Origin of the sequence: Flavobacterium sp. (genome assembly GCF_027533505.1) — a bacterium.
Lineage (GTDB): Bacteria > Bacteroidota > Bacteroidia > Flavobacteriales > Flavobacteriaceae > Flavobacterium.
In genome coordinates this window covers 1-19,240 of sequence record NZ_JAPZUB010000034.1, presented here as the reverse complement: position 1 = coordinate 19,240, position 19,240 = coordinate 1, and the positions used below count along the sequence as shown (strand labels likewise).

The window sequence follows — 19,240 nt, the reverse complement described above, 5'->3', positions numbered from 1 at the left end:
TTTGTATAATAAACAAAAGAAAAAATGAAATTGAAAAGCCTTTTAGTACTCATTTTAGCTGTAGTTGGTTCTTCAGTAACCGCTCAGTCCAACTTATTGAACGCGAAGTCACCCGATGAAATCGGTAAGAAAACTGCCGCTCAATTGGAATCCGATAATGACAAACCATTACCCTATGGTTATGTACACGATCGCGATGTATTGATGGGTAAAATGATTTGGGAAAACATTGACTTGGACGAACGCGTGAATTTCCCACTTTACTACCCTGTGGATACAGCGTTTGTTGGAAAAGAACGTCGTTCCCTATTTGCTGTTTTGCTAAAAGGAATCAAAGATGGTAAAATCACTGAAGTTTATGGAGATGACTATTTTAATATCAAAAAGTCATTGAAAGATATGGAATCAGTATTTAAATTTATTGATACCACGGATGCCGGTAAAGACGAAATCAACAATTATTATGAGGATTATAAGTCTGGCAAAAAAGTTCTTGATAAACAGTTTATCAATGAAACGGAACTAGATGCCTCTGATATTTCTGGGTATAAAGTGAAAGGGTTTTGGTACTTTGACAAACGGCAAAGTGAATTGAAATACCGCTTGATGGCTATTTGTCCTTTAGCTGTGGAAGCACGTGATAAAGCACGTGGAAATAATGACCCGATTGAACTATTTTGGGTTTATTTTCCAGCCGTACGAAATATTTTGCACGAAGCCAAAGCTTTCAATGACCGAAATTCCGCGATGCCGATTACCTTTGATCAATTGTTGAATTCGCGCCGTTTTAATGGAGTGATCTACAAAGAAGAAAACGTATATGGCGACCGTACTATTCAAGATTACATGAAAGATAACGCCCAGTCCCAGCTCTTAGAGTCAGAACGCGTTAAAGAGAAAATTCGTAATTTTGAACAAGATATGTGGAATTACTAAAATTCAATTTCAATTCTAAACATAGAAACTCCTACCTTTGGTGGGAGTTTTTTTTATGATTACACACGAATATATTATTGTTGGAGGCGGTTTAGCCGGGTTAGCATTTGCACACTATTGTCGCAAAAACAACCGAACATTCCTATTGTTCGAGGATGGCTCTCAAAACGCCTCCTTAATTGCAGGAGGGCTCTACAACCCTGTAGTGCTCAAACGGTTTACTTCGATATGGAATGCTCAAGCGCAACTTCAATGTGCCGACAAATTTTATCGTGAACTCGCGACTGATCTAAATTGTAAATTAGATTATCCTTTGCCTTTATATCGCGTACTTCATTCTGCGGAAGAACAAAATAATTGGTTTTCTGCCGCTGATAAGCCTTCTTTGAATTCTTACCTTGCAACTCCTTTAGTGCAAAACACACATCCCGCTATTGAAGCGCCCTTTCAATTGGGCAGTGTTAAAAATTGCGGCTATGTCGATACAAAAACGCTACTACAGCAGTTTCATGACCGCTTAGAAACAGAGGAGGTGCTAATTCGAGAAAGCTTTAATTATGGGGATATAGCTTTCGAAGATGAAAGTGTCACGTATCATGAAATAAAAGCAAAACACATCGTTTTTGCCGAAGGTTTTGGGTTGTCTCAAAATCCCTTTTTCCATACCCTACCTCTTGACGGAACCAAAGGAGAGTTGTTGGTTATTCATGCTCCCGATTTAAAACTCGACGCCATTTATAAATCGGGCGTCTTTATCTTTCCCCTAGGGAATGACCATTATAAAGTTGGTGCCACCTATGATTGGCATGATAAAACCGATGTGCCAACTCCTGCAGCACGTGAGGAATTAGTTCAAGGATTAAAGTCTTTTTTACATGTTGATTTTAAAGTAGTTGCCCATTATGCAGGCGTACGGCCTACCGTCAAAGACAGGCGTCCGCTTGTGGGAACACATCCATTGCATTCCAATGTGCATATATTAAATGGAATGGGTACCCGCGGCGTATTGCTTGCACCAGCCATGGCAAAGGCGTTATTTGAATCTATTGCGTTGGGAATACCTTTAGACCCTCATGTCGATATCAAACGATTTAAACATTTTTACGCCAATCCTTATCGTAATTGACAAACATGTTGATATAGATATTACGGGCAATGCGCGCAGTGATAGGCATTAAGACCAAAATCCCTATTCCTAATGCGATAAATGATGTCTTTGCAGGGAGTCCAAGTATTAACTTGGTGATGACAAAAATAGCAACCCCAAACGCAATTGACACGCCATACGCTACATACATCGCCCCATAGAAAAAGGAAGGTTCAATTTCATAACGTAGATGACAATGACTACAAGTTTCGTGCATGGTGTATACTTTACTCAATTTGTACGGATTTTTTTCCACATACATATTTTCTTCTTGACAACGAGGACAACTTCCTGTTAAAATACTATTGATTTTCCAGCCTTTTTTTAACATTTGCAAATAATTTGATACAAAGGTAAAATAACCCTTTTTATCCCATGTAACCTAAGTCACATTTTTATGTTGAATATCCATAATTTATCGGTTTCTTTCGGAGGTACCTATTTGTTTGAAGAAGTAACCTTTCGTTTGGGTTCGGGCGATCGCGTAGGACTCGTAGGGAAAAATGGCGCCGGTAAATCGACCATGCTCAAAATCTTAGCAGGCGACATCAAACCCGACAGTGGGACCATTGCTACTGAACGCGATATTAAACTAGGGTTTTTACGTCAAGACATTGATTTTGAACAAGGGCGAACGGTACTTGAAGAAGCCTATGAAGCCTTTGAAGAGATTAAATATATCGAGCGTAAAATAGAGGATATTAACCATCAATTGGTCACACGGACCGATTATGAAAGCGAAGCCTACAGTCAGTTGATTGAAGATTTGTCAGAGTACACCCATCGCTTTGAATTGTTGGACGGCTACAATTATGTGGGAAACACCGAACGCATTTTATTGGGCTTAGGATTCAAACGAGAAGAATTTAATAATCCCACCGAAACGTTCTCAGGAGGTTGGCGTATGCGTATTGAACTTGCCAAACTTCTGTTGCAATCCAACGATGTCTTACTACTTGATGAGCCCACCAATCACTTGGATATTGAAAGTATTATTTGGTTGGAAAGTTTTTTGAAAACATTTCCAGGTGTAGTCGTAATCGTTTCCCATGATAAAATGTTTTTGGATAATGTGACCAACCGAACCATAGAAATTTCGTTAGGGAAAATTTACGATTACAACAAACCCTATTCTCAATACCTTGTCCTTCGTGAAGATATTCGAGAAAAACAATTAGCCTCCCAACGCAATCAACAAAAAAAGATTGAAGAAACCGAAAAACTGATAGAACGTTTTCGCTACAAGGCCACCAAAGCAGCCATGGCACAATCCATGATAAAAAAGTTGGAAAAAGTCGAACGTATTGAAGTAGATGAAGATGACAATGCCGTCATGGCGATTTCGTTCCCCGTGTCTAAAACGCCGGGCCGTGTCGTGATAGAGGCTGAAAACGTCTCTAAAGCATTTGAGGCGAAAATAGTTTTGCAAGGGATTTCTCTTTTGGTCGAACGCGGAAGCAAAATTGCGTTTGTGGGTCAAAATGGCCAAGGTAAATCCACGTTTATTAAAGCGATTGTCAACGCATTTCCTTATGAAGGCACTATCAAGCTGGGTCACAACGTAGAGCTTGGTTATTTCGCTCAAAATCAAGCCGACCATTTAGACGGTGAAAAAACGCTTTTAGATACCATGCTAGAGGCCGCTACCGACGCCAATCGAGCCAAAGTTCGCGATATGTTGGGTGCCTTTTTATTTCGAGGCGATGACGTTGAGAAAAAGGTTAAAGTATTATCCGGAGGTGAGCGCAATCGGCTAGCTTTATGTCGTCTCTTATTGCAACCGATCAACGTTTTACTCATGGACGAACCCACGAATCACTTGGATATTAAGTCCAAAAACGTACTTAAAGCTGCTCTAGAGCAATACGAAGGAACGCTATTGATTGTATCGCATGACCGTGACTTTTTGCAAGGCTTAGCTACGACAGTGTATGAGTTTAAAGACACTAAAATTCGGGAATACCTCGGTGACATCAACTTTTTCTTGGAACAACGCAATGCCCAATCCATGCGAGATTTTGAACAAAAAGGAATTCCTGATGGTGTTCAAAACGAACCCAAAGCCGAGAAAAAAACCTTGAGTTTTGAAGCCCAAAAAGCCCAAAAATCATTGCAAAACAAATTGTCTAAAATTGAAAGTCAAATTCAAGAATTAGAAAAAGCCATTCAAAATGACGATAAAGAACTAGCCTCCAATTACAACAAACATATAGAGAATGCCGCCTTTTTTGCTGCTTATGAGAAGAAAAAGCATGAGTTAGAGCAGCTTTTGGGGGAATGGGAACGGATTCAACTCGAACTGGAAGCGTGAAAAATTTACACTTAATCATCGGCAGTAGCATCGTAATTCCTGCAGGGCTTTGTTACGGCTTGGCACCCGATTGGGCTTTCGGAATAACCGATACCTCACCAACGTTGCATAGCGTGTTGAAAGCGGTAATGGGACTCTATGTCGCCTTTGCTTTGTTTTGGATCGTAGGGATAGTCAAATCTAACTATTGGGAACCCGCTACTTGGTCGTCACTTTTATTTATGTGGGGATTGGTCTTCGGCCGAATCGTTGCTTGGATCTTGATGGGAATGCCCGCACCTATTTTTGTGCTTGGGATTGTTGGAGAGTTTGTGTTAGGCTTGTATGCGGCACTTCAATTGCGAACGTATTCCTCTTCAAAGCTATGATCTTCTAATCTTGTTTGTTTTTAAACGGGTGACGCTGCTCCCATCGTATCGGAGGTTCAAGGTTTTTAAATAAACGTGGCAAAAGTTGATGGACTAGTGGCTGGGTGTGTTGCATAAAACCAAACATAGCTACGGGTTCTGCTCCGATTGAACTTTTTATTTCTAAAGCCGTGCGCCCAAAAATGATGCGTTGAAACTGGTTCTCAATGCCAAACGCGGTCATGCGATAAAGCATATTCAAATACAACATGCGCTCTTTTTGATGCGCCGCATCGTACCCCAAAAAGTAAGTCTCTAAGGTTTGTCCGTTTAAAAGTAAGGTATAAAACCCAATCAATTTGTCTTCCAAAAAATAGCCAAATACTTTAAATCGATCACCGCATTGTTTTTTAAAAACATAAAAATGATTTTTCGCAAGAAAGAAGGTATTGAATGGAGCATTAAGCGCCACATGATGGTATAGCGAGTACAGCGCTTCTTCATGTTGTTGAATCATCGGTAAATCTAATTCGCAGCACACAATCCCTTCCCCCTTTTTTTGGGCGCGTTTGTATTGGTCACGGTACTTTTTTTGCAAAGCAGCCACATAATCTTGACTATTTTGCCAAGAAGGATGTAGATGAAAAATCATGTTGGGTTGCACCGAAAAATGAAAAAGCGATCGAAATCTGTGGTTACGCAGCGCTTGTGATTCTAAAGCATAAAAATCTTTGAAGGATACCAAATGAATGCGAATGCCTTCCTTTTTAAAATGAACCATAAGTTCATCCGCCATGGCACGAAGTAAACGACTCAAGTCTTCAGGCGCCAAAGGTTTTAAAAAAGTGTATCCATTCTGTCCCGTAATCATGGTATTTCCAATAAAAAGCACATGCCGGGCCAAACGACGAAAAGCAAAATTGCGCACTTTTGTTTTCATGCAATGCTGTCGTTCACCAAACGAATACAACTTGCTTACATCCAAGTATTGCGCCAAAGCAACGCCAATCAGCTGCTCTTTTTCATAGATGCCAATAAAAAAACACCGCATATTGGTGGGCGCTGATTTTTCCAATACGCTTAAATACGGCGTTTGTAAAAAAGCATTATCATGTGCCACCGTATCCCAAGAAGTTGGCAAAGACTCAATAGTAGTGTAAAGCGTAAAGCGTAAATCTGACATGCTAAAAAAATCGCCCCACAAAGGTAGAGCGATTACATATAAATAAAATGTTAAGAGGGTTGATTATGGCATGCTGCACAAAATGCCTCCCATAACCGTAAAACAAACCATCCAATAGCCACCATGGATTAAAATGTATTTTGCCGAACGTCGTTCATACAAGGCATTAGTGCCTATCAGCGGTAAGGCTAGAAGAACTCCTGACATAAATCCGTGTAATGCACCGTGCTTAAACGTGCGAAATTTCATGCCGTAATCATTCATAAAGGCAGTGTAGGAGGGAAGGGCTTGTTTAACATCGCCGCCAATCATCCCCAGTGCTCCCCACTGATGAATGGTCAACATATTGATGATTAGCGAAATCATAAGCGCAAAAAGAAACGTCATCCCAAACAGTTTTGCCAGGTTAGCGCCTTTGATTTTTTCTTCGGTCATCCCCGATTCCTGCATCCATACCGTTCCCATTACTTTGGGATGATACCATATAACCCCAATAATTAAGGCTGAAACGGCAGCACAAAGCACGGCAATCCAATTCATTTGTAATTCCATAAAATGTTGATTTAAAGGTTGGTCTATCAAAGATAAAACTTTTACATCAATTATTGGTAAACCTTATTAATAGTAAGAAAAGTATTATTTATATATCAACCATTTTATAATTAGATGCATTTCATCGATTTTATTTGCATATAAACGACAAGATGTCTTACTTTTACAACACCAAATCTAAACAATCATGAGACGATTCGTAACCCTTTTTGCCCTATTTCTTGCTACCACCGCTTTTGCCGAAGTTTCTAACGCTGAGCGAAAAGCACTCCTCGATTTTTACAAAGCTGCTCAAGGTGCCCAATGGACACATACTTGGGATCTTACTAAACCCGTAGCTACATGGTACGGTGTGAAGGTTGAAAATGACCAAGTGACTGCCATTGACTTGTCAGACAATAATCTTTCGGGGTCGTTGACAGCAAAAATTGGCGACTTGAAGTACCTACAATCGTTGGTTTTGTTCAAAAACAATCTGGAAGGTGCTTTGCCTACATCCATTGGTCAATTGAAAAAATTTCAAATATTAAACGTTTCCTTCAATAAATTTTCTGGAACTATTCCTGCCGAAATTGGCAATGCTGTATCGCTTACCGAGTTGGTGATGTTTATGAATAACTTCTCCGGAACTATTCCTTCCTCTATCGGAACGCTAACCCAATTGCAAACCTTGTCATTGTACAACAACCGCCTCACAGGGGATATCCCTTCGGCAATTTATGCACTAAAAGGGTTGCGCACGCTTGAATTAAACAGCAATGAGTTGACAGGAAGTTTGCAACCTGAAATCGCCAACTTGACAGCGCTTGAAACGCTAAGTTTATTCGATAACAAACTCAACGGACGCATTCCTGTTGAAATCGAAAAGTTAGATAACTTAACTGCCATGAACATCTCTTACAACAAATTCAACGGTTTTGTGACCAAGAAAATGTATGCCAAAGACATGATGAACATGACCATGATCAACGAACAAGGATTGGCAGTAAACCTATCCGTTAAAACCGATCCCAATACGGCAATTGCCAACGAAGAATAATTTTTTTCCTTTATCCGAGTTTAAAGCCCTGTAAATCACAGGGTTTTTTTACGGCATAAACTTTTGTATTTTTTTTAATTCATCATTTGTATTTCAAATAATAGTCTTATATTTGCACCCGAATAGCGCGGGATAGAGCAGTAGGTAGCTCGTCGGGCTCATAACCCGAAGGTCACAGGTTCGAGTCCTGTTCCCGCTACTAAGAACCCAGCAACTGCTGGGTTTTTTCATTTAATCCCATTATCATGTCACACAAAGCCGGTTTCGTCAATATCATCGGGAATCCCAACGTAGGAAAGTCTACCTTAATGAATGCATTCATCGGAGAACGCCTTTCCATCATCACCTCCAAAGCACAAACCACCCGCCACCGTATTCTGGGTATCGTCAACGGCGACGATTTTCAGGTTGTACTCTCCGATACCCCAGGAATTATCAAACCGGCCTACGAACTTCAAAATGCTATGATGGATTTTGTAAAAACCGCTTTTGAAGACGCCGATGTACTCCTGTATATGGTTGAAATTGGCGAAAAAGAACTGAAAGACGAAGCTTTTTTCAATAAAATTATTCACGCCAAAATCCCCGTACTTCTTTTGCTCAACAAAATCGATACCTCCAATCAAGAACAATTGGAAACACAAGTCGCCCTGTGGCAAGAAAAAGTCCCCAATGCCGAGATTTTCCCCATTTCAGCGCTGAAAAATTTCAATGTCAAAGAGGTTTTTGATCGGATTCTCGCCCTGCTGCCCGATTCGCCCCCGTATTACCCCAAAGACGCCCTCACCGACAAACCCGAACGTTTTTTTGTCAACGAAATCATCCGCGAGAAAATCTTACTCAACTACGACAAAGAAATACCCTATGCCGTCGAAGTTGAAACCGAAGAGTTTAAGGAAGAAGAACACATCATTCGCATCAAAGCCCTTATCATGGTCGAGCGCGAAACGCAAAAAGGAATCATTATTGGTCATAAAGGCGGTGCACTCAAAAAAGTAGGCACCATGGCGCGGGAAGACATGGAAAAATTCTTTGGCAAACAGGTTTACCTCGAAATCTTTGTGAAAATCAATAAGGATTGGCGCAGCAACGCACGACAGTTACGCCGTTTTGGTTACAATCAAAAATAAGGAGCAGCAGGTTTCAATTTCTTATGAATGCTTGGTCCTGCTGTCCGCACTACCTCCCGGCCTAACGGCTTCGGCAGGGTAGTTGGCTCCCATCAGGGCTATCCCGAAAGCTTTGTGCCTCGATTAGTGTTGTAAAGCCTCTTCCATCAAAGCCTCCAATTCATGCATTTGGTCGATGCCTTGCTCGCGAATCTGGCGGGCGACGACATACAACATGAACCAAACACCTACCATCATCCCCATGATAAATATGTTCCAAAGAATGGGTTGCTTTAATGTCCAATTGGAATAGGCCATGACGCCAAAAATCACAAATACGCCCGCTACGATGAAATGTAAAAACATAAATAAGGTCCATAAAGTGGGGTCGGGACCAAACAATCCTCGAATATGCGTTCCCGATTCTGGATGGGGCTCCAGTTCCAAATGCAAATGCGGCGAGTAATAGGCTTTCTGCGAACCCACAATGTGAAACCAAATATGGGTGTCGTTCACTTTTATCGTGTAATCCGCTGGGCATTTCGATTTAAAGTGTTCAAAAAGCGCTCGAACTTCAGCAACCGTTTCGGGGACATCCTTGTAAAAGCGCAGCCGTAATTGAATAGCATTTTCGTTTTCCATGGCAGAGGAATAGGAGTTTGATTTTAACTAAGATACAAAAAATTAGATAGCTCAAGCCAACTTTATTACCTTTGCATCCCAATTTAGAATACGTATGAACAATATCGTCGCCATCGTAGGGCGCCCCAATGTAGGGAAGTCTACTTTTTTTAACCGACTCATTCAACGAAGAGAGGCCATTGTCGATTCGGTGAGTGGGGTAACCCGTGATCGGATTTACGGTAAAAGTGAATGGAACGGTAAAGAGTTCTCAGTCATCGATACTGGTGGATACATCAAAGGCTCTGACGATATCTTTGAAGCCGAGATTCGCAAACAAGTCGAACTGGCCATCGAAGAAGCCGACGCCATTATTTTTGTTGTGGACGTCGAAGAGGGTATTACCCCCATGGATGCCGAAGTAGCCAAATTGTTGCGAAAAGTAACTAAACCCGTACTTTTGGCCGTCAATAAAGTCGATTCCGCCGGCCGTGAAAAAGACGCTTTCGAATTTTATAACCTAGGCTTAGGCGAATATTTTACTCTCTCTGGCATGAACGGGAGCGGTACAGGAGATTTACTCGACAAACTCGTAGAAGTCTTACCCGAATTGCCCGAAACCCCCGATGAAGAGGAAGTTTTACCCCGTTTTTGTGTGGTCGGGCGTCCCAATGCAGGAAAGTCTTCTTTTATCAATGCCTTGATTGGTGAAGACCGTTATATTGTTACCGATATCGCAGGAACCACCCGCGATGCGATCGATACCCGATTTACAAAGTTTGGTTTTGACTTTAACTTAGTGGATACAGCAGGAATTCGACGTAAAGCGAAAGTCAAAGAAGACCTAGAATTTTATTCCGTCATGCGTTCTGTTCGAGCCATCGAACACAGTGATGTGTGTATTCTTATGGTCGATGCTACCCGCGGATTTGAAAGTCAAGATCAAAACATTTTTTGGTTGGCACAAAAAAACCGAAAAGGGATTGTCATTTTGGTCAATAAGTGGGACTTGATTGAAAAAGAAACCATGACCATGCGCGAGTACGAACTTCGGATTCGTGAGCAATTAGAGCCGTTTACGGATGTACCTATTTTGTTTATTTCAGCTTTGACCAAACAACGCTTATTAAAAGCGTTGGAAGCGGCCGTTACCGTCTATGAAAATCGTAAACAGCGCATTGCAACGTCCAAGTTTAACGAGTACATGTTGGATTTGATTGAGCGTTTCCCTCCTCCTGCATTGAAAGGCAAATACATCAAAATCAAATACTGCATGCAATTGCCCACACCGGTACCGCAGTTTGTATTTTTTGCCAATTTACCCCAATATGTCAAAGATCCCTACAAACGTTTTTTAGAAAATAAAATACGGGAAAATTGGAATTTTTCTGGCGTTCCCATCGATATTTACATTCGCGATAAATAGTTTTCATGCTCACACAAGAAGTACAAAAAGCGGTGGATAGAGGCGAGTTGTTGCCCCTTATGGAAGAATTTTATACCATTCAAGGCGAAGGCTTCCATACAGGAACGGCTGCCTATTTTATTCGTATTGGCGGTTGTGATGTCGGATGCCATTGGTGTGATGTTAAAGAAAGTTGGAATGCCGATTTACATCCCCCGACAGCCATTGAACACATCGTAGCCAATGCTCAAAAATATGCCGATACGGTGGTTGTTACAGGAGGTGAACCCTTAACTTGGGACATGACCCTTCTCACGACCTCTTTAAAAGCGGCACAACTACGCGTGCACATCGAAACGTCAGGGAGTTATCCCGTGACTGGACATTGGGATTGGTTTTGTTTGTCACCCAAAAAAAATCGATTGCCCGTACCCGAGGCCTACCAAGCTGCCAATGAATTAAAGGTGATTATTCATAATAAACATGATTTTATTTTCGCCGAAGAGCAAGCGGCTTTAGTCAATCCAAATGCCATTCTCTTCTTGCAACCCGAATGGAGTAAACGCGAGCAAATGACTCCGCTCATCGTTGATTATGTGATGCAACACCCCAAATGGCGTGTTTCGCTTCAGACCCATAAATATTTAAATATCCCTTAAGTGAAAAAACTATTGCTTTTAGGATTGTGTTTGTGGGCTGTGCTTACTGTAGCGCAACCAATACAACCGCCCAAGATGCCCGTATTTCCAACAGATAAATACGCTTCTTTTGAAGATTTTTTAGCCAAACAAAGCGCAATGGCTATCGATACCGCTCAAGTAATCCGTTTTAAAGTTTCCTTTTACATCGATAACCAAGGGACAGTGCACTTTCCTACGGTTTTTTACCATACCAATGAAGCCGACGCCCTACGCCTTTATAATACGATTCAAAAATCTCCAAAATGGAGTACCGAAGGGATGAATGAAGCGTACATGACCTTGGTAGAAAAATCAATCCAAATCAAGAATGGACAATGGGAAGCCAAAACAAAATTAATGAGCTATAAACGGACTAGTCTCAATTGGGATGCCTTAAAAAGTCAAAGTGTTGTGGTCTATATGCCCAATGATGAGGGACCCAAGACCGAACTGGTTGAAGATAAATCCGAACCCGTGTATTCTTTCTCTGCAATTGAAACTAAACCTGAGTTTCCTGGGGGTATGGAGGCATTTTATAAATTTATTGGAAAAGCATTTAAAACTCCCGATATACCCGGTCTCAAAGGGAATGTATTTATCAGTTTTGTGATTGAAAAAGACGGGTCATTATCAGAAATTAAGGTGCTCAGGGATGTGGGTTATGGTACGGGAGAAGAAGCGGTGCGTGTTTTAAAATCATCCCCCAAGTGGAAACCTGCTACACAACGAGGCAGACCTGTGCGGTGTAAGTACAGTTTACCAATTAAAATCATAGTTCCCCAATGATACGCTTCAAGTTTATGTTAGCCCTATACTGCTTTTTTTTCATTTTCAACGGTGCGGCTCAAATTCAAGGCGAAGGCGAAGTTTATTTGAAAGGGGATTTGATCGACCCCAAATTTCAAGGCGGGGGAGTCGAGAAGTTTTACGATTATGTTAAAACTCATTTTGATTTTTCAAAAGCAAAAAAGCCAGGAAGAATGGTGCTTTCCTTTGCTATTACTACCAAAGGTGAAGTCAGCGACATTCGTATTGTTGAAGTCTTAGACATCGAATCGGCCACCGAGATGATCCGTGTTGTCAAAGCATCTCCTTTGTGGGTTCCAGCCTATCGAAATGGAAATCCAACAGTTACTACTATTAAATTCCCTTTTGAGTTTAAAGCGATCCAACCAACAACACCCGCCCAAGGGACTCCAGCCCAAACAACACCCAAAAGTGAACCCGAGGTATATACCAAAAATCAAGTGGAAAAAGCACCCCAATATCCGGGCGGTTTGGAGGAGTTTTATACACTGATAGCCAAGAACTATCAAACACCCAGTGTGGCGGGTTTATCGGGTACTATAATCGTCTCCTTTATAATTGATGAAGCGGGCTCATTAACCGATATAAAGGTGGTAAAAGATCTTGGTTATGGAACGGGAGAGGAAGCAATTCGCGTACTAAAATTATCGCCACTATGGCAACCCGCTATGCAAAGAGGCGTGCCTGTTCGTTGCAGTTATTCGATACCCATTAAAATTAATAGTAAATAAAAATATTTTATTGTACATGCAAGTAACAAAAAAACTGTTTTTGCGTCTAAGAAATTAAATGTAAAAACGTACATTTATAACCATTAAAAAATATACCATGAGAAAATTAGTTTACACATTCGCATTTGTTTGCGTTTCCTCTTTGGCAATGGCCCAAGCCCCTGCTAAACCCGCTGTTGATGAAGCTTTGAAAAAAGAATGTTTGGCCGTTATTGAAGCAAGTGGCTCCGGAAATGTGCTTAGCGGATACAAAGATCAATTGTTGGGGCAAGTTCCCGACGATAAAAAAGCAGCATTCACCATGGAGTTTGATGCCATGATGAAAAAAATCAATGAAAAAACGGCCGAGGTTTACGCACAAACTTACACCAAAGAAGACATCAAAGCAATGATGGCATTTTATAACAGCCCTGTTGGGAAGAAAATGAAAGAAAAAGCCGGTGAAATCAATCAGAAGTCTCAAGAAGCGATGATGGAAATTCAAGCGGACTTGCAAGCGATGATGATGAAATACATGCAATAATCAATGCAAAAACCTTAAGAAGTCCCAAACAAATTGTTTGGGATTTTTTTTGACCCATTCCTATGAAAACACATTTTTTATTAGATCCAACGATAACGTTCTTAAATCACGGTTCTTTCGGAGCGACACCCCGACCCGTTTTTGAAGCCAAAATGGCTTTACAGCGCGAAATGGAAGCGGACCCCGTACATTTTATCCAAAAAAAATTACCCAATTACCTGAAAGAAGCCAAATATCCTTTGGCTGAATTTCTGGGTTGTGAGGCCAACGATTTTTTCTTTACCCCCAATCCCACTCAAGCCATCAATACCATCATGCGGAGTTTGCAGTTGCAACCAGGGGACGAAATTTTAGCCACCAATCATGAATACGGCGCCATGGATCGTACCTGGAATTTTTATTGTAAAAAATCAGGCGCCAAATATATTCGTCAAAATATTACGTTGCCGATTACGTCCAAGGAGCAAATCATAGCCGATTTTTGGAAAGGGTATACCTCCAAAACAAAAGTGGTATTTATCAATCAAATTTCGAGTTCAACAGCACTCATTTTTCCCGTCAAAGAAATTTGTGATAAAGCCCAAGAGCTTGGTTTGATTACCATTGTTGATGGAGCGCATGTACCGGGTCATATTCCGTTGAATTTGCACGAACTCAACCCCGATTATTATACAGGAACGTTGCACAAATGGATGTTGGCGCCCAAAGGAAGTTCGTTTTTGTATGTAAAAAAAGAGTTTCAAGCCGACCTCGATCCATTAATCGTGAGTTGGGGCTATGAAAGTTTGTTCCCCAGCGAAAGTCCGTTTTTGGATTACCATGAATACCAGGGCACCAACGACTATTCGACCTATTTATGCACGCCAGAGGTGATTCGGTTTTTAAAAGAGAATGACTGGGAAAACCAAGCCAAAGCCTGTCGTGAGTTGGTTATCGATCAATATCCTAGGTTTTGTAAATTGGTAAATAGTCAGCCGATTTGTCCCGTTACGGAAGAGTTTTTAGGACAAATGGCGAGCATACCCGTTTGTACTGCCAAACCGATGGAACTTAAAGAACTATTGTATACGAAATACAAGATTCAAATTCCAGTGATGCCTTTAAACGATGGGGTTTATTTACGGTTTTCAATCAATGCCTACAATACCGTTGCGGATTTGGATACGTTGTATGCCGCGTTATGGGATATTATCCAAACGACGGATTTAATCGATGTGTAGAGCCATACAATTGTCTGGCGCTGCAGCCCGGATTGAAGCGGCATCCCCGCAACGAAGTGGAGGGACCTGCCTGCCGGCAGGCAGGTATAGCGGAAAGCCGGAATTGCTGCCCAAAAAATTAAACCGTCAACCGCGCTAAATAATCATAGTTTTTGCCTTCCATGACTAATTCACATTGGAACCCGTTGGCCAAGGCTGCGTTTTGAAGCGTATTGTAATCCAAATACAACCAAGGGAACTGCTCTTTTTGTCCTTTGTAGTGGAGGGTAAATTCAAGCTCGCCATAGTAACCGTTGTCGGGAATCCAACGTCCGCCGTCTTCATCTTCGTCAAACATGTAGATAAGATCTGAACTGTCGATTAGAATTTGCCCCCCGGGATTCAGTAACGATTTTAGCTTTTGGAGGTACAATGCAGTCTGATTCAATTTTCCGAAAATTCCTGTGCCGTTCATCAATACTAAAATCGTGTCGAATAGCGTATCGGGGTTGTAATCGAGCAACGAACTTTGAACGCAATGTTGAATGTTTTGTAAACGACAAGCTTGAATAGCATACGAGGATTGGTCCAACGCGGTAACATCAATCCCTTTTTGTTGGAGATACAAGGTGTGGCAACCCGCCCCCGCCCCTATATCCAAAACTTTTCCATTAGTGAGTTGCAGTGCTTTTTGTTCGAGTCGCGGCATATTTTGATACGTTCGAAACAGATACCCCACATCCATTTCATCTTTCTCAGAGATCGAAGTTTCCGTCAAAAGCGGTTGCGGATTATTTTGGGTGTAAAAATCGAGGATGGCTTGGCCGAATAAATCCAACATGATTGTATTTTTGTACAAAGATACCGAGCAACATTGAAACCCGCTGTACACGAATTAGCAAAATTGGCCAAAGAACGCCAGAGTGAGAACAAAAAGTATTTTGACAAACTCAAAAAACATCCGCCGCGCGATTTAGATTACCAAATGCAGGAGTTGCATGAGCGTGAATTTAAAAAAACCGATTGTTTGCAATGCGCCAATTGCTGTAAAACGACAGGCCCTTTATTTACATCGGCCGACATTGAGCGAATTGCCAAACACTTGCGCCAAAAGCCTCAACAGTTCATCGACCAGTATTTGCGCATGGACGAGGATAAAGATTATGTGTTAAAAAGTGTCCCCTGTACGTTTTTGGATGCCGAAAACTATTGTATGATTTATGAGGTACGACCCAAAGCTTGTCGCGAGTATCCGCACACGGATCGTACGAAGTTTTATCAAATCGCGAATTTGACCCTACAAAACGTTGCCATTTGCCCAGCCGCCTTCAATATTGTAGAGGAAATGAAAAAAAGAATTCCGGTGAAATAATATTCTTTTGTAGCATTCGTTTTGTAAAAAACACACTTCCTATGCGACATTTGTTTATTCTTCTTGGCATCTATGCTATCGGTTTGGGACTTACCTTGTTTGGGGCCTATATTGATACCGATGTACCACAGTCCAGTCATTTTTCGTTGGGAATGGAAATTGTTTGCATGTCCCTCATCGTTTTTGGATTGCTAGTGGGAATCTTTTATAGTTTGTTTTTCACCTTCAAGGGGTTGCAACGGATTCTAGAACAGCGTTTTGCTTAGTATAATAAATAGGGCTGACGCATTTTTTTGAAAGCTTCAAGGCCATTTTTCCACGAATCCCGTATCGCCTCTTCCGTCACTCCAGCTTCAATTTGTTGACGCAATTGTTTGGTTCCCGCCAATTTGGTAAAAAAATCATTGAAGAAAATACTCTTGTCAACAGTAGATGCATAGGCTTTAAGTAGCCACTTTAATTCCAAATGTTGTACTTTCTCAATTTTCGATAAATTTTCACCAAAGCATTTTTGTCCTTTGTGTAGGGGTTCTTTGGCACCAAAATTAGGTTCTGGTGTAAATTCAAACGGCATATTCTCAAGAAAAGGCGATCCGTAAATTTGAAATTGTAAATCGGTGCCACGTCCGACACTCACGTTGGTGCCTTCAAAAAAACACAAACTCGCATACAAATTAATCGATTGATCGTTGGGTAAATTGGGGGAAGGCCGAACCGGTAGGCTATACAACATTTCGCGTGAATAATTCAAACAGGGAATGACGGTGAGCTGACATTGAATGCCGTTTTTTAACCATTTTTCACCATTAATCATTTGGGCATATTCACCGATAGTCATGCCATGTAGCACCGGAATAGGATGCATCCCCACAAAACTGGTATGTTCTTTTTCCAAAACAGGTCCATCCACTATGCTGCCATTCGGATTGGGGCGGTCCAGTACAAGCAACGGAATTTGATTTTCCGCACAAGCTTCCATAATATAATGCAAGGAAGAGATATAGGTGTAAAAGCGAGCCCCGACATCTTGTAAATCAAAAACCATCACTTCAATTCCCTCCAATTGTTCCGGTTTTGGTTTTTTGTTGTTGCCATACAACGAAACAATAGGCAAGCCCGTTTTGGTGTCTTTACCATCAACGATATGTTCACCCGCATCGGCAGTACCCCGAAAACCATGTTCAGGGGCGAAGATTTTTTGAACATTGACGTTGGATTCCAAAAGGAAATCGACTATCGACTTGCTGTATTTTTGAAAACCACCTTGGTCATCTCGTTCATAAAAGTGACGAACGGTAATGATTTTGCCATTGGGTAACGTGTCATTTTTAGCATTACTGGAAGTGAGTATTCCTGACGGATTGGTGATAATTCCGACTTTCTTTCCTTTTAAAAGCGGTAAGTAGAATTTTGTATTTTCAGCTCCGGTGAGTAAAATATCTTCCGATTGTTTGACCATGGGTACGCTGGTGCTATTGGTTGGTCTATGCGTTTGCAATCCGCTACACGAAACCATTAGCAAAACCAAGAATAAAACTGTACTTTTGAGCACCCAATTACGCATACGATTGAATTTAGAATTTTTCATAGCAAAACGCCTTACGGCCTCCAAAAAGGTTAAAAGTAGTATTTCTGCTCCAATTATAAAAATTGCAGTGGTGGCGATTGCCTTGGGGATATTTATGATGGTGCTCTCAGTCGCTACAGGTGTAGGTTTGCAAGAAAAAATTCGAGAGAAAGTAGCCGCTTTCAATGGTCATATTGTGATTAGCGCTTTCAACGGCAATGCCTCCGAAGTGAGCACTGAACCCATAGCACTTCACCAAAAGTTTTACCCAAAGTTTACCTCCGTAAACGGGATCGCTCATGTGCAAGCCGTGGCAACCAAAGCGGGGGTCATTCGCACAGCGAATTCTTTTGAAGGGATTTTGTTCAAAGGGGTTGGAACCGATTTTCGCTGGTCGGCCATTCAAGAGTATGTCGTCGCTGGAACGATTCCTAAACTCGGGAAAGGCTATTCCCAGGAGGTTTTGATTTCACAATACCTAGCCGACCGACTCCATCTCAAGGTTGGAAGCCAGTTCAATACGTTTTTCTTAGCACAAGGTCAAAATTCTTTGCCCAAAGCACGACGGTTTACGGTGTCTGGTATTTACAACTCTGGCGTTAAAGATTTCGACTCGGTGTATCTCATCGGCGACATCAAGCATGTGCAACGCATGAACCGCTGGCGTCCTGACCAAGTGGGAAGTTTTGAAGTTTTTGTGTCCGATTTTAATCGCATCGCCCAAACGGGTCAAGCCGTATACCAAGAAACAGGGTCGCTATTAAACACCGAAACCATCACTGAAAAATATTACTATATCTTCGATTGGCTAAAGCTTTTCGACTTTAATATCCTTATTATATTGTGCGTCATGATTGCTGTTTCGACGATCAATATGGTGGTGGCCTTGTTGGTGCTAATCCTAGAGCGAACGCAAATGATAGGCATACTCAAAGCCATGGGAGCGACCAATTGGTCTGTGCGGAAAATCTTTTTGTACAATGCATTACATCTTATCGTACGCGGTTTACTGTGGGGCAATGGCGTTGCCTTACTCGTGTTGTACATACAAAAGTATTTCGGAGTCATTCGTCTCGATCCCGAAAGCTATTATGTGACCACCGCCCCCGTTTCTATTGATTACGGCTACATTGCATTGCTCAATTTAGGCACTACTCTCGTATGTTTGCTAGTGCTTCTCATTCCTTCCTATATTATTACCCGTATCGTTCCTTCCAAAACCATTCGCTTCGATTAGTTTTTGGCAGCACCTTATTTTCGGGTTCTTGCGTGAGCGGCTTCCCGTGCTATGCTATACCGGCCCCTTTCGCTAGCGCACCGGGGCAGGGTGCCGCGTCGCCCGGGGCTGTGTTGTAGGCTTGCTGCTGCAGAAGAATGCCTTAAAATTGTGCTTTGAAAAAACCAATGCCAAAAAATTCGCTTTTTTCACGACGTTTTTGGGGTGTTGTGTTTTCAAAAATGAGCCCCAATTAGGCCGTTGGATTGGATTTTCCACCCGAAAATCAAATCCTTTCACGGTGTAAGTCTTTGGAAACAAGCCGATAGAAAAAAAGATAGAAAAAAGACCAATTTTTTTTTGGATATAGGGTGTATAGGTTTCTATATTTGCACTCCCAAAACGGAAGTTACGGGTTTTTGGAATGGTAAAAGATTTCGAAAAAAAAGTTGCAAAAGTATTTGTCAGATTAAAAAAGAGTTTTACTTTTGCACC

The 19,240-nt window shown here is 41.5% G+C and carries 21 protein-coding genes and 1 tRNA gene; 16 read left to right on the top strand and 6 right to left on the bottom strand.

Annotated features, from left to right (window positions below):
• The first annotated feature begins 24 nt into the window (after positions 1 to 24).
• Positions 25 to 936, top strand: coding sequence for a gliding motility protein GldN (gene gldN, locus O9316_RS07715; RefSeq protein ID WP_298203571.1), 912 nt, complete (start codon positions 25 to 27; stop codon positions 934 to 936).
• A 55-nt stretch (positions 937 to 991) separates the two neighbouring features.
• Positions 992 to 2,062: an FAD-binding oxidoreductase gene (locus O9316_RS07710; RefSeq protein ID WP_298203570.1), complete on the top strand. Its 1,071-nt coding sequence runs from the start codon at positions 992 to 994 to the stop codon at positions 2,060 to 2,062.
• On the opposite strand, the gene O9316_RS07705 is transcribed toward O9316_RS07710, so the two are convergent.
• On the bottom strand, positions 2,028 to 2,414 hold the full coding sequence (locus tag O9316_RS07705) for a DUF983 domain-containing protein (RefSeq protein WP_298203569.1): 387 nt from the start codon (positions 2,412 to 2,414) through the stop codon (positions 2,028 to 2,030). The two genes, O9316_RS07710 and O9316_RS07705, sit on opposite strands and share 35 nt — an antisense overlap.
• Positions 2,415 to 2,480: 66 nt before the next feature.
• On the opposite strand from O9316_RS07705, the gene O9316_RS07700 reads away from it, so the two are divergent.
• Together O9316_RS07700 and O9316_RS07695 are read left to right on the top strand one after the other, a co-directional pair.
• A complete protein-coding gene (locus O9316_RS07700) occupies positions 2,481 to 4,394 on the top strand; it encodes an ABC-F family ATP-binding cassette domain-containing protein (RefSeq protein ID WP_298203568.1) in 1,914 nt (637 codons plus the stop codon).
• On the top strand, positions 4,391 to 4,762 hold the full coding sequence (locus tag O9316_RS07695; protein WP_298203567.1) for a DUF4345 domain-containing protein: 372 nt from the start codon (positions 4,391 to 4,393) through the stop codon (positions 4,760 to 4,762). The genes O9316_RS07700 and O9316_RS07695 overlap by 4 nt, the downstream gene beginning before the upstream one ends.
• A gap of 4 nt (positions 4,763 to 4,766) precedes the next feature.
• Here the strand turns inward: O9316_RS07695 and O9316_RS07690 are convergent, their stop codons facing one another.
• Both O9316_RS07690 and O9316_RS07685 read right to left on the bottom strand, forming a co-directional pair.
• Positions 4,767 to 5,924: a GNAT family N-acetyltransferase gene (locus tag O9316_RS07690; RefSeq protein ID WP_298203566.1), complete on the bottom strand. Its 1,158-nt coding sequence runs from the start codon at positions 5,922 to 5,924 to the stop codon at positions 4,767 to 4,769.
• Between the two features lie 63 nt (positions 5,925 to 5,987).
• Positions 5,988 to 6,476, bottom strand: a complete 489-nt coding sequence (locus tag O9316_RS07685) for a DUF1761 domain-containing protein (protein ID WP_298203565.1) — start codon at positions 6,474 to 6,476, stop codon at positions 5,988 to 5,990.
• Between the two features lie 187 nt (positions 6,477 to 6,663).
• On the opposite strand from O9316_RS07685, the gene O9316_RS07680 reads away from it, so the two are divergent.
• From O9316_RS07680 to era, 3 genes are all read left to right on the top strand, one after another.
• Positions 6,664 to 7,515, top strand: a complete 852-nt coding sequence (locus O9316_RS07680; RefSeq protein ID WP_298347099.1) for a leucine-rich repeat domain-containing protein — start codon at positions 6,664 to 6,666, stop codon at positions 7,513 to 7,515.
• Positions 7,516 to 7,641: 126 nt separating this feature from the next.
• Positions 7,642 to 7,714 (top strand) — tRNA-Met (locus tag O9316_RS07675).
• 46 nt (positions 7,715 to 7,760) lie between these two features.
• Positions 7,761 to 8,645 carry a GTPase Era gene (era, locus tag O9316_RS07670; RefSeq protein WP_298203563.1) on the top strand — a complete coding sequence of 295 codons (885 nt, stop codon included), beginning with the start codon at positions 7,761 to 7,763 and terminating at the stop codon, positions 8,643 to 8,645.
• A gap of 123 nt (positions 8,646 to 8,768) precedes the next feature.
• On the opposite strand, the gene O9316_RS07665 is transcribed toward era, so the two are convergent.
• Positions 8,769 to 9,266: a hypothetical protein gene (locus O9316_RS07665; protein ID WP_298203562.1), complete on the bottom strand. Its 498-nt coding sequence runs from the start codon at positions 9,264 to 9,266 to the stop codon at positions 8,769 to 8,771.
• A 94-nt stretch (positions 9,267 to 9,360) separates the two neighbouring features.
• Between O9316_RS07665 and der the strand changes: the two genes are divergently transcribed.
• From der to O9316_RS07635, 6 genes are all read left to right on the top strand, one after another.
• Positions 9,361 to 10,671, top strand: coding sequence for a ribosome biogenesis GTPase Der (der, locus tag O9316_RS07660; protein WP_298203561.1), 1,311 nt, complete (start codon positions 9,361 to 9,363; stop codon positions 10,669 to 10,671).
• Positions 10,672 to 10,676: 5 nt separating this feature from the next.
• Positions 10,677 to 11,309 (top strand): 7-carboxy-7-deazaguanine synthase QueE, encoded by a 633-nt coding sequence (locus O9316_RS07655; RefSeq protein ID WP_298203560.1) that lies wholly within the window; start codon positions 10,677 to 10,679, stop codon positions 11,307 to 11,309.
• A complete protein-coding gene (locus O9316_RS07650) occupies positions 11,310 to 12,116 on the top strand; it encodes an energy transducer TonB (protein WP_298203559.1) in 807 nt (268 codons plus the stop codon).
• A gap of 14 nt (positions 12,117 to 12,130) precedes the next feature.
• Positions 12,131 to 12,868 (top strand): energy transducer TonB, encoded by a 738-nt coding sequence (locus tag O9316_RS07645; RefSeq protein ID WP_298203558.1) that lies wholly within the window; start codon positions 12,131 to 12,133, stop codon positions 12,866 to 12,868.
• Between the two features lie 97 nt (positions 12,869 to 12,965).
• Positions 12,966 to 13,391 carry a DUF2059 domain-containing protein gene (locus O9316_RS07640; RefSeq protein ID WP_298203557.1) on the top strand — a complete coding sequence of 142 codons (426 nt, stop codon included), beginning with the start codon at positions 12,966 to 12,968 and terminating at the stop codon, positions 13,389 to 13,391.
• A 62-nt stretch (positions 13,392 to 13,453) separates the two neighbouring features.
• Positions 13,454 to 14,611: an aminotransferase class V-fold PLP-dependent enzyme gene (locus tag O9316_RS07635; RefSeq protein ID WP_298203556.1), complete on the top strand. Its 1,158-nt coding sequence runs from the start codon at positions 13,454 to 13,456 to the stop codon at positions 14,609 to 14,611.
• A gap of 118 nt (positions 14,612 to 14,729) precedes the next feature.
• On the opposite strand, the gene O9316_RS07630 is transcribed toward O9316_RS07635, so the two are convergent.
• Positions 14,730 to 15,431 carry a methyltransferase domain-containing protein gene (locus O9316_RS07630; protein WP_298203555.1) on the bottom strand — a complete coding sequence of 234 codons (702 nt, stop codon included), beginning with the start codon at positions 15,429 to 15,431 and terminating at the stop codon, positions 14,730 to 14,732.
• A gap of 33 nt (positions 15,432 to 15,464) precedes the next feature.
• Between O9316_RS07630 and O9316_RS07625 the strand changes: the two genes are divergently transcribed.
• A complete protein-coding gene (locus tag O9316_RS07625; protein WP_298203554.1) occupies positions 15,465 to 15,962 on the top strand; it encodes a YkgJ family cysteine cluster protein in 498 nt (165 codons plus the stop codon).
• A gap of 41 nt (positions 15,963 to 16,003) precedes the next feature.
• Positions 16,004 to 16,228 (top strand): hypothetical protein, encoded by a 225-nt coding sequence (locus O9316_RS07620; protein ID WP_298203553.1) that lies wholly within the window; start codon positions 16,004 to 16,006, stop codon positions 16,226 to 16,228.
• Here the strand turns inward: O9316_RS07620 and O9316_RS07615 are convergent.
• Complete coding sequence (locus O9316_RS07615) at positions 16,225 to 17,526, bottom strand: DUF1343 domain-containing protein (RefSeq protein ID WP_298203552.1); 1,302 nt, start codon at positions 17,524 to 17,526, stop codon at positions 16,225 to 16,227. The two genes, O9316_RS07620 and O9316_RS07615, sit on opposite strands and share 4 nt — an antisense overlap.
• A gap of 4 nt (positions 17,527 to 17,530) precedes the next feature.
• Here O9316_RS07615 and O9316_RS07610 point away from each other — a divergent pair, with 4 nt between their 5' ends.
• Positions 17,531 to 18,766: an FtsX-like permease family protein gene (locus O9316_RS07610; RefSeq protein WP_298203614.1), complete on the top strand. Its 1,236-nt coding sequence runs from the start codon at positions 17,531 to 17,533 to the stop codon at positions 18,764 to 18,766.
• Positions 18,767 to 19,240: the final 474 nt, after the last annotated feature.

What these genes read in the sequence shown, in the direction of transcription:
- O9316_RS07685 (WP_298203565.1), bottom strand. Translation starts at nt 6,476, where the DNA reads ATGGAATTACAAATGAATTGGATTGCCGTGCTTTGTGCTGCCGTTTCA.
- O9316_RS07615 (WP_298203552.1), bottom strand. Translation starts at nt 17,526, where the DNA reads ATGCGTAATTGGGTGCTCAAAAGTACAGTTTTATTCTTGGTTTTGCTA.
- O9316_RS07690 (WP_298203566.1), bottom strand. Translation starts at nt 5,924, where the DNA reads ATGTCAGATTTACGCTTTACGCTTTACACTACTATTGAGTCTTTGCCA.
- O9316_RS07710 (WP_298203570.1), top strand. Translation starts at nt 992, where the DNA reads ATGATTACACACGAATATATTATTGTTGGAGGCGGTTTAGCCGGGTTA.
- O9316_RS07640 (WP_298203557.1), top strand. Translation starts at nt 12,966, where the DNA reads ATGAGAAAATTAGTTTACACATTCGCATTTGTTTGCGTTTCCTCTTTG.
- O9316_RS07620 (WP_298203553.1), top strand. Translation starts at nt 16,004, where the DNA reads ATGCGACATTTGTTTATTCTTCTTGGCATCTATGCTATCGGTTTGGGA.
- O9316_RS07680 (WP_298347099.1), top strand. Translation starts at nt 6,664, where the DNA reads ATGAGACGATTCGTAACCCTTTTTGCCCTATTTCTTGCTACCACCGCT.
- O9316_RS07705 (WP_298203569.1), bottom strand. Translation starts at nt 2,414, where the DNA reads ATGTTAAAAAAAGGCTGGAAAATCAATAGTATTTTAACAGGAAGTTGT.
- O9316_RS07655 (WP_298203560.1), top strand. Translation starts at nt 10,677, where the DNA reads ATGCTCACACAAGAAGTACAAAAAGCGGTGGATAGAGGCGAGTTGTTG.
- O9316_RS07700 (WP_298203568.1), top strand. Translation starts at nt 2,481, where the DNA reads ATGTTGAATATCCATAATTTATCGGTTTCTTTCGGAGGTACCTATTTG.
- gldN (WP_298203571.1), top strand. Translation starts at nt 25, where the DNA reads ATGAAATTGAAAAGCCTTTTAGTACTCATTTTAGCTGTAGTTGGTTCT.
- der (WP_298203561.1), top strand. Translation starts at nt 9,361, where the DNA reads ATGAACAATATCGTCGCCATCGTAGGGCGCCCCAATGTAGGGAAGTCT.
- O9316_RS07665 (WP_298203562.1), bottom strand. Translation starts at nt 9,266, where the DNA reads ATGGAAAACGAAAATGCTATTCAATTACGGCTGCGCTTTTACAAGGAT.
- O9316_RS07645 (WP_298203558.1), top strand. Translation starts at nt 12,131, where the DNA reads ATGTTAGCCCTATACTGCTTTTTTTTCATTTTCAACGGTGCGGCTCAA.
- O9316_RS07635 (WP_298203556.1), top strand. Translation starts at nt 13,454, where the DNA reads ATGAAAACACATTTTTTATTAGATCCAACGATAACGTTCTTAAATCAC.
- era (WP_298203563.1), top strand. Translation starts at nt 7,761, where the DNA reads ATGTCACACAAAGCCGGTTTCGTCAATATCATCGGGAATCCCAACGTA.
- O9316_RS07630 (WP_298203555.1), bottom strand. Translation starts at nt 15,431, where the DNA reads ATGTTGGATTTATTCGGCCAAGCCATCCTCGATTTTTACACCCAAAAT.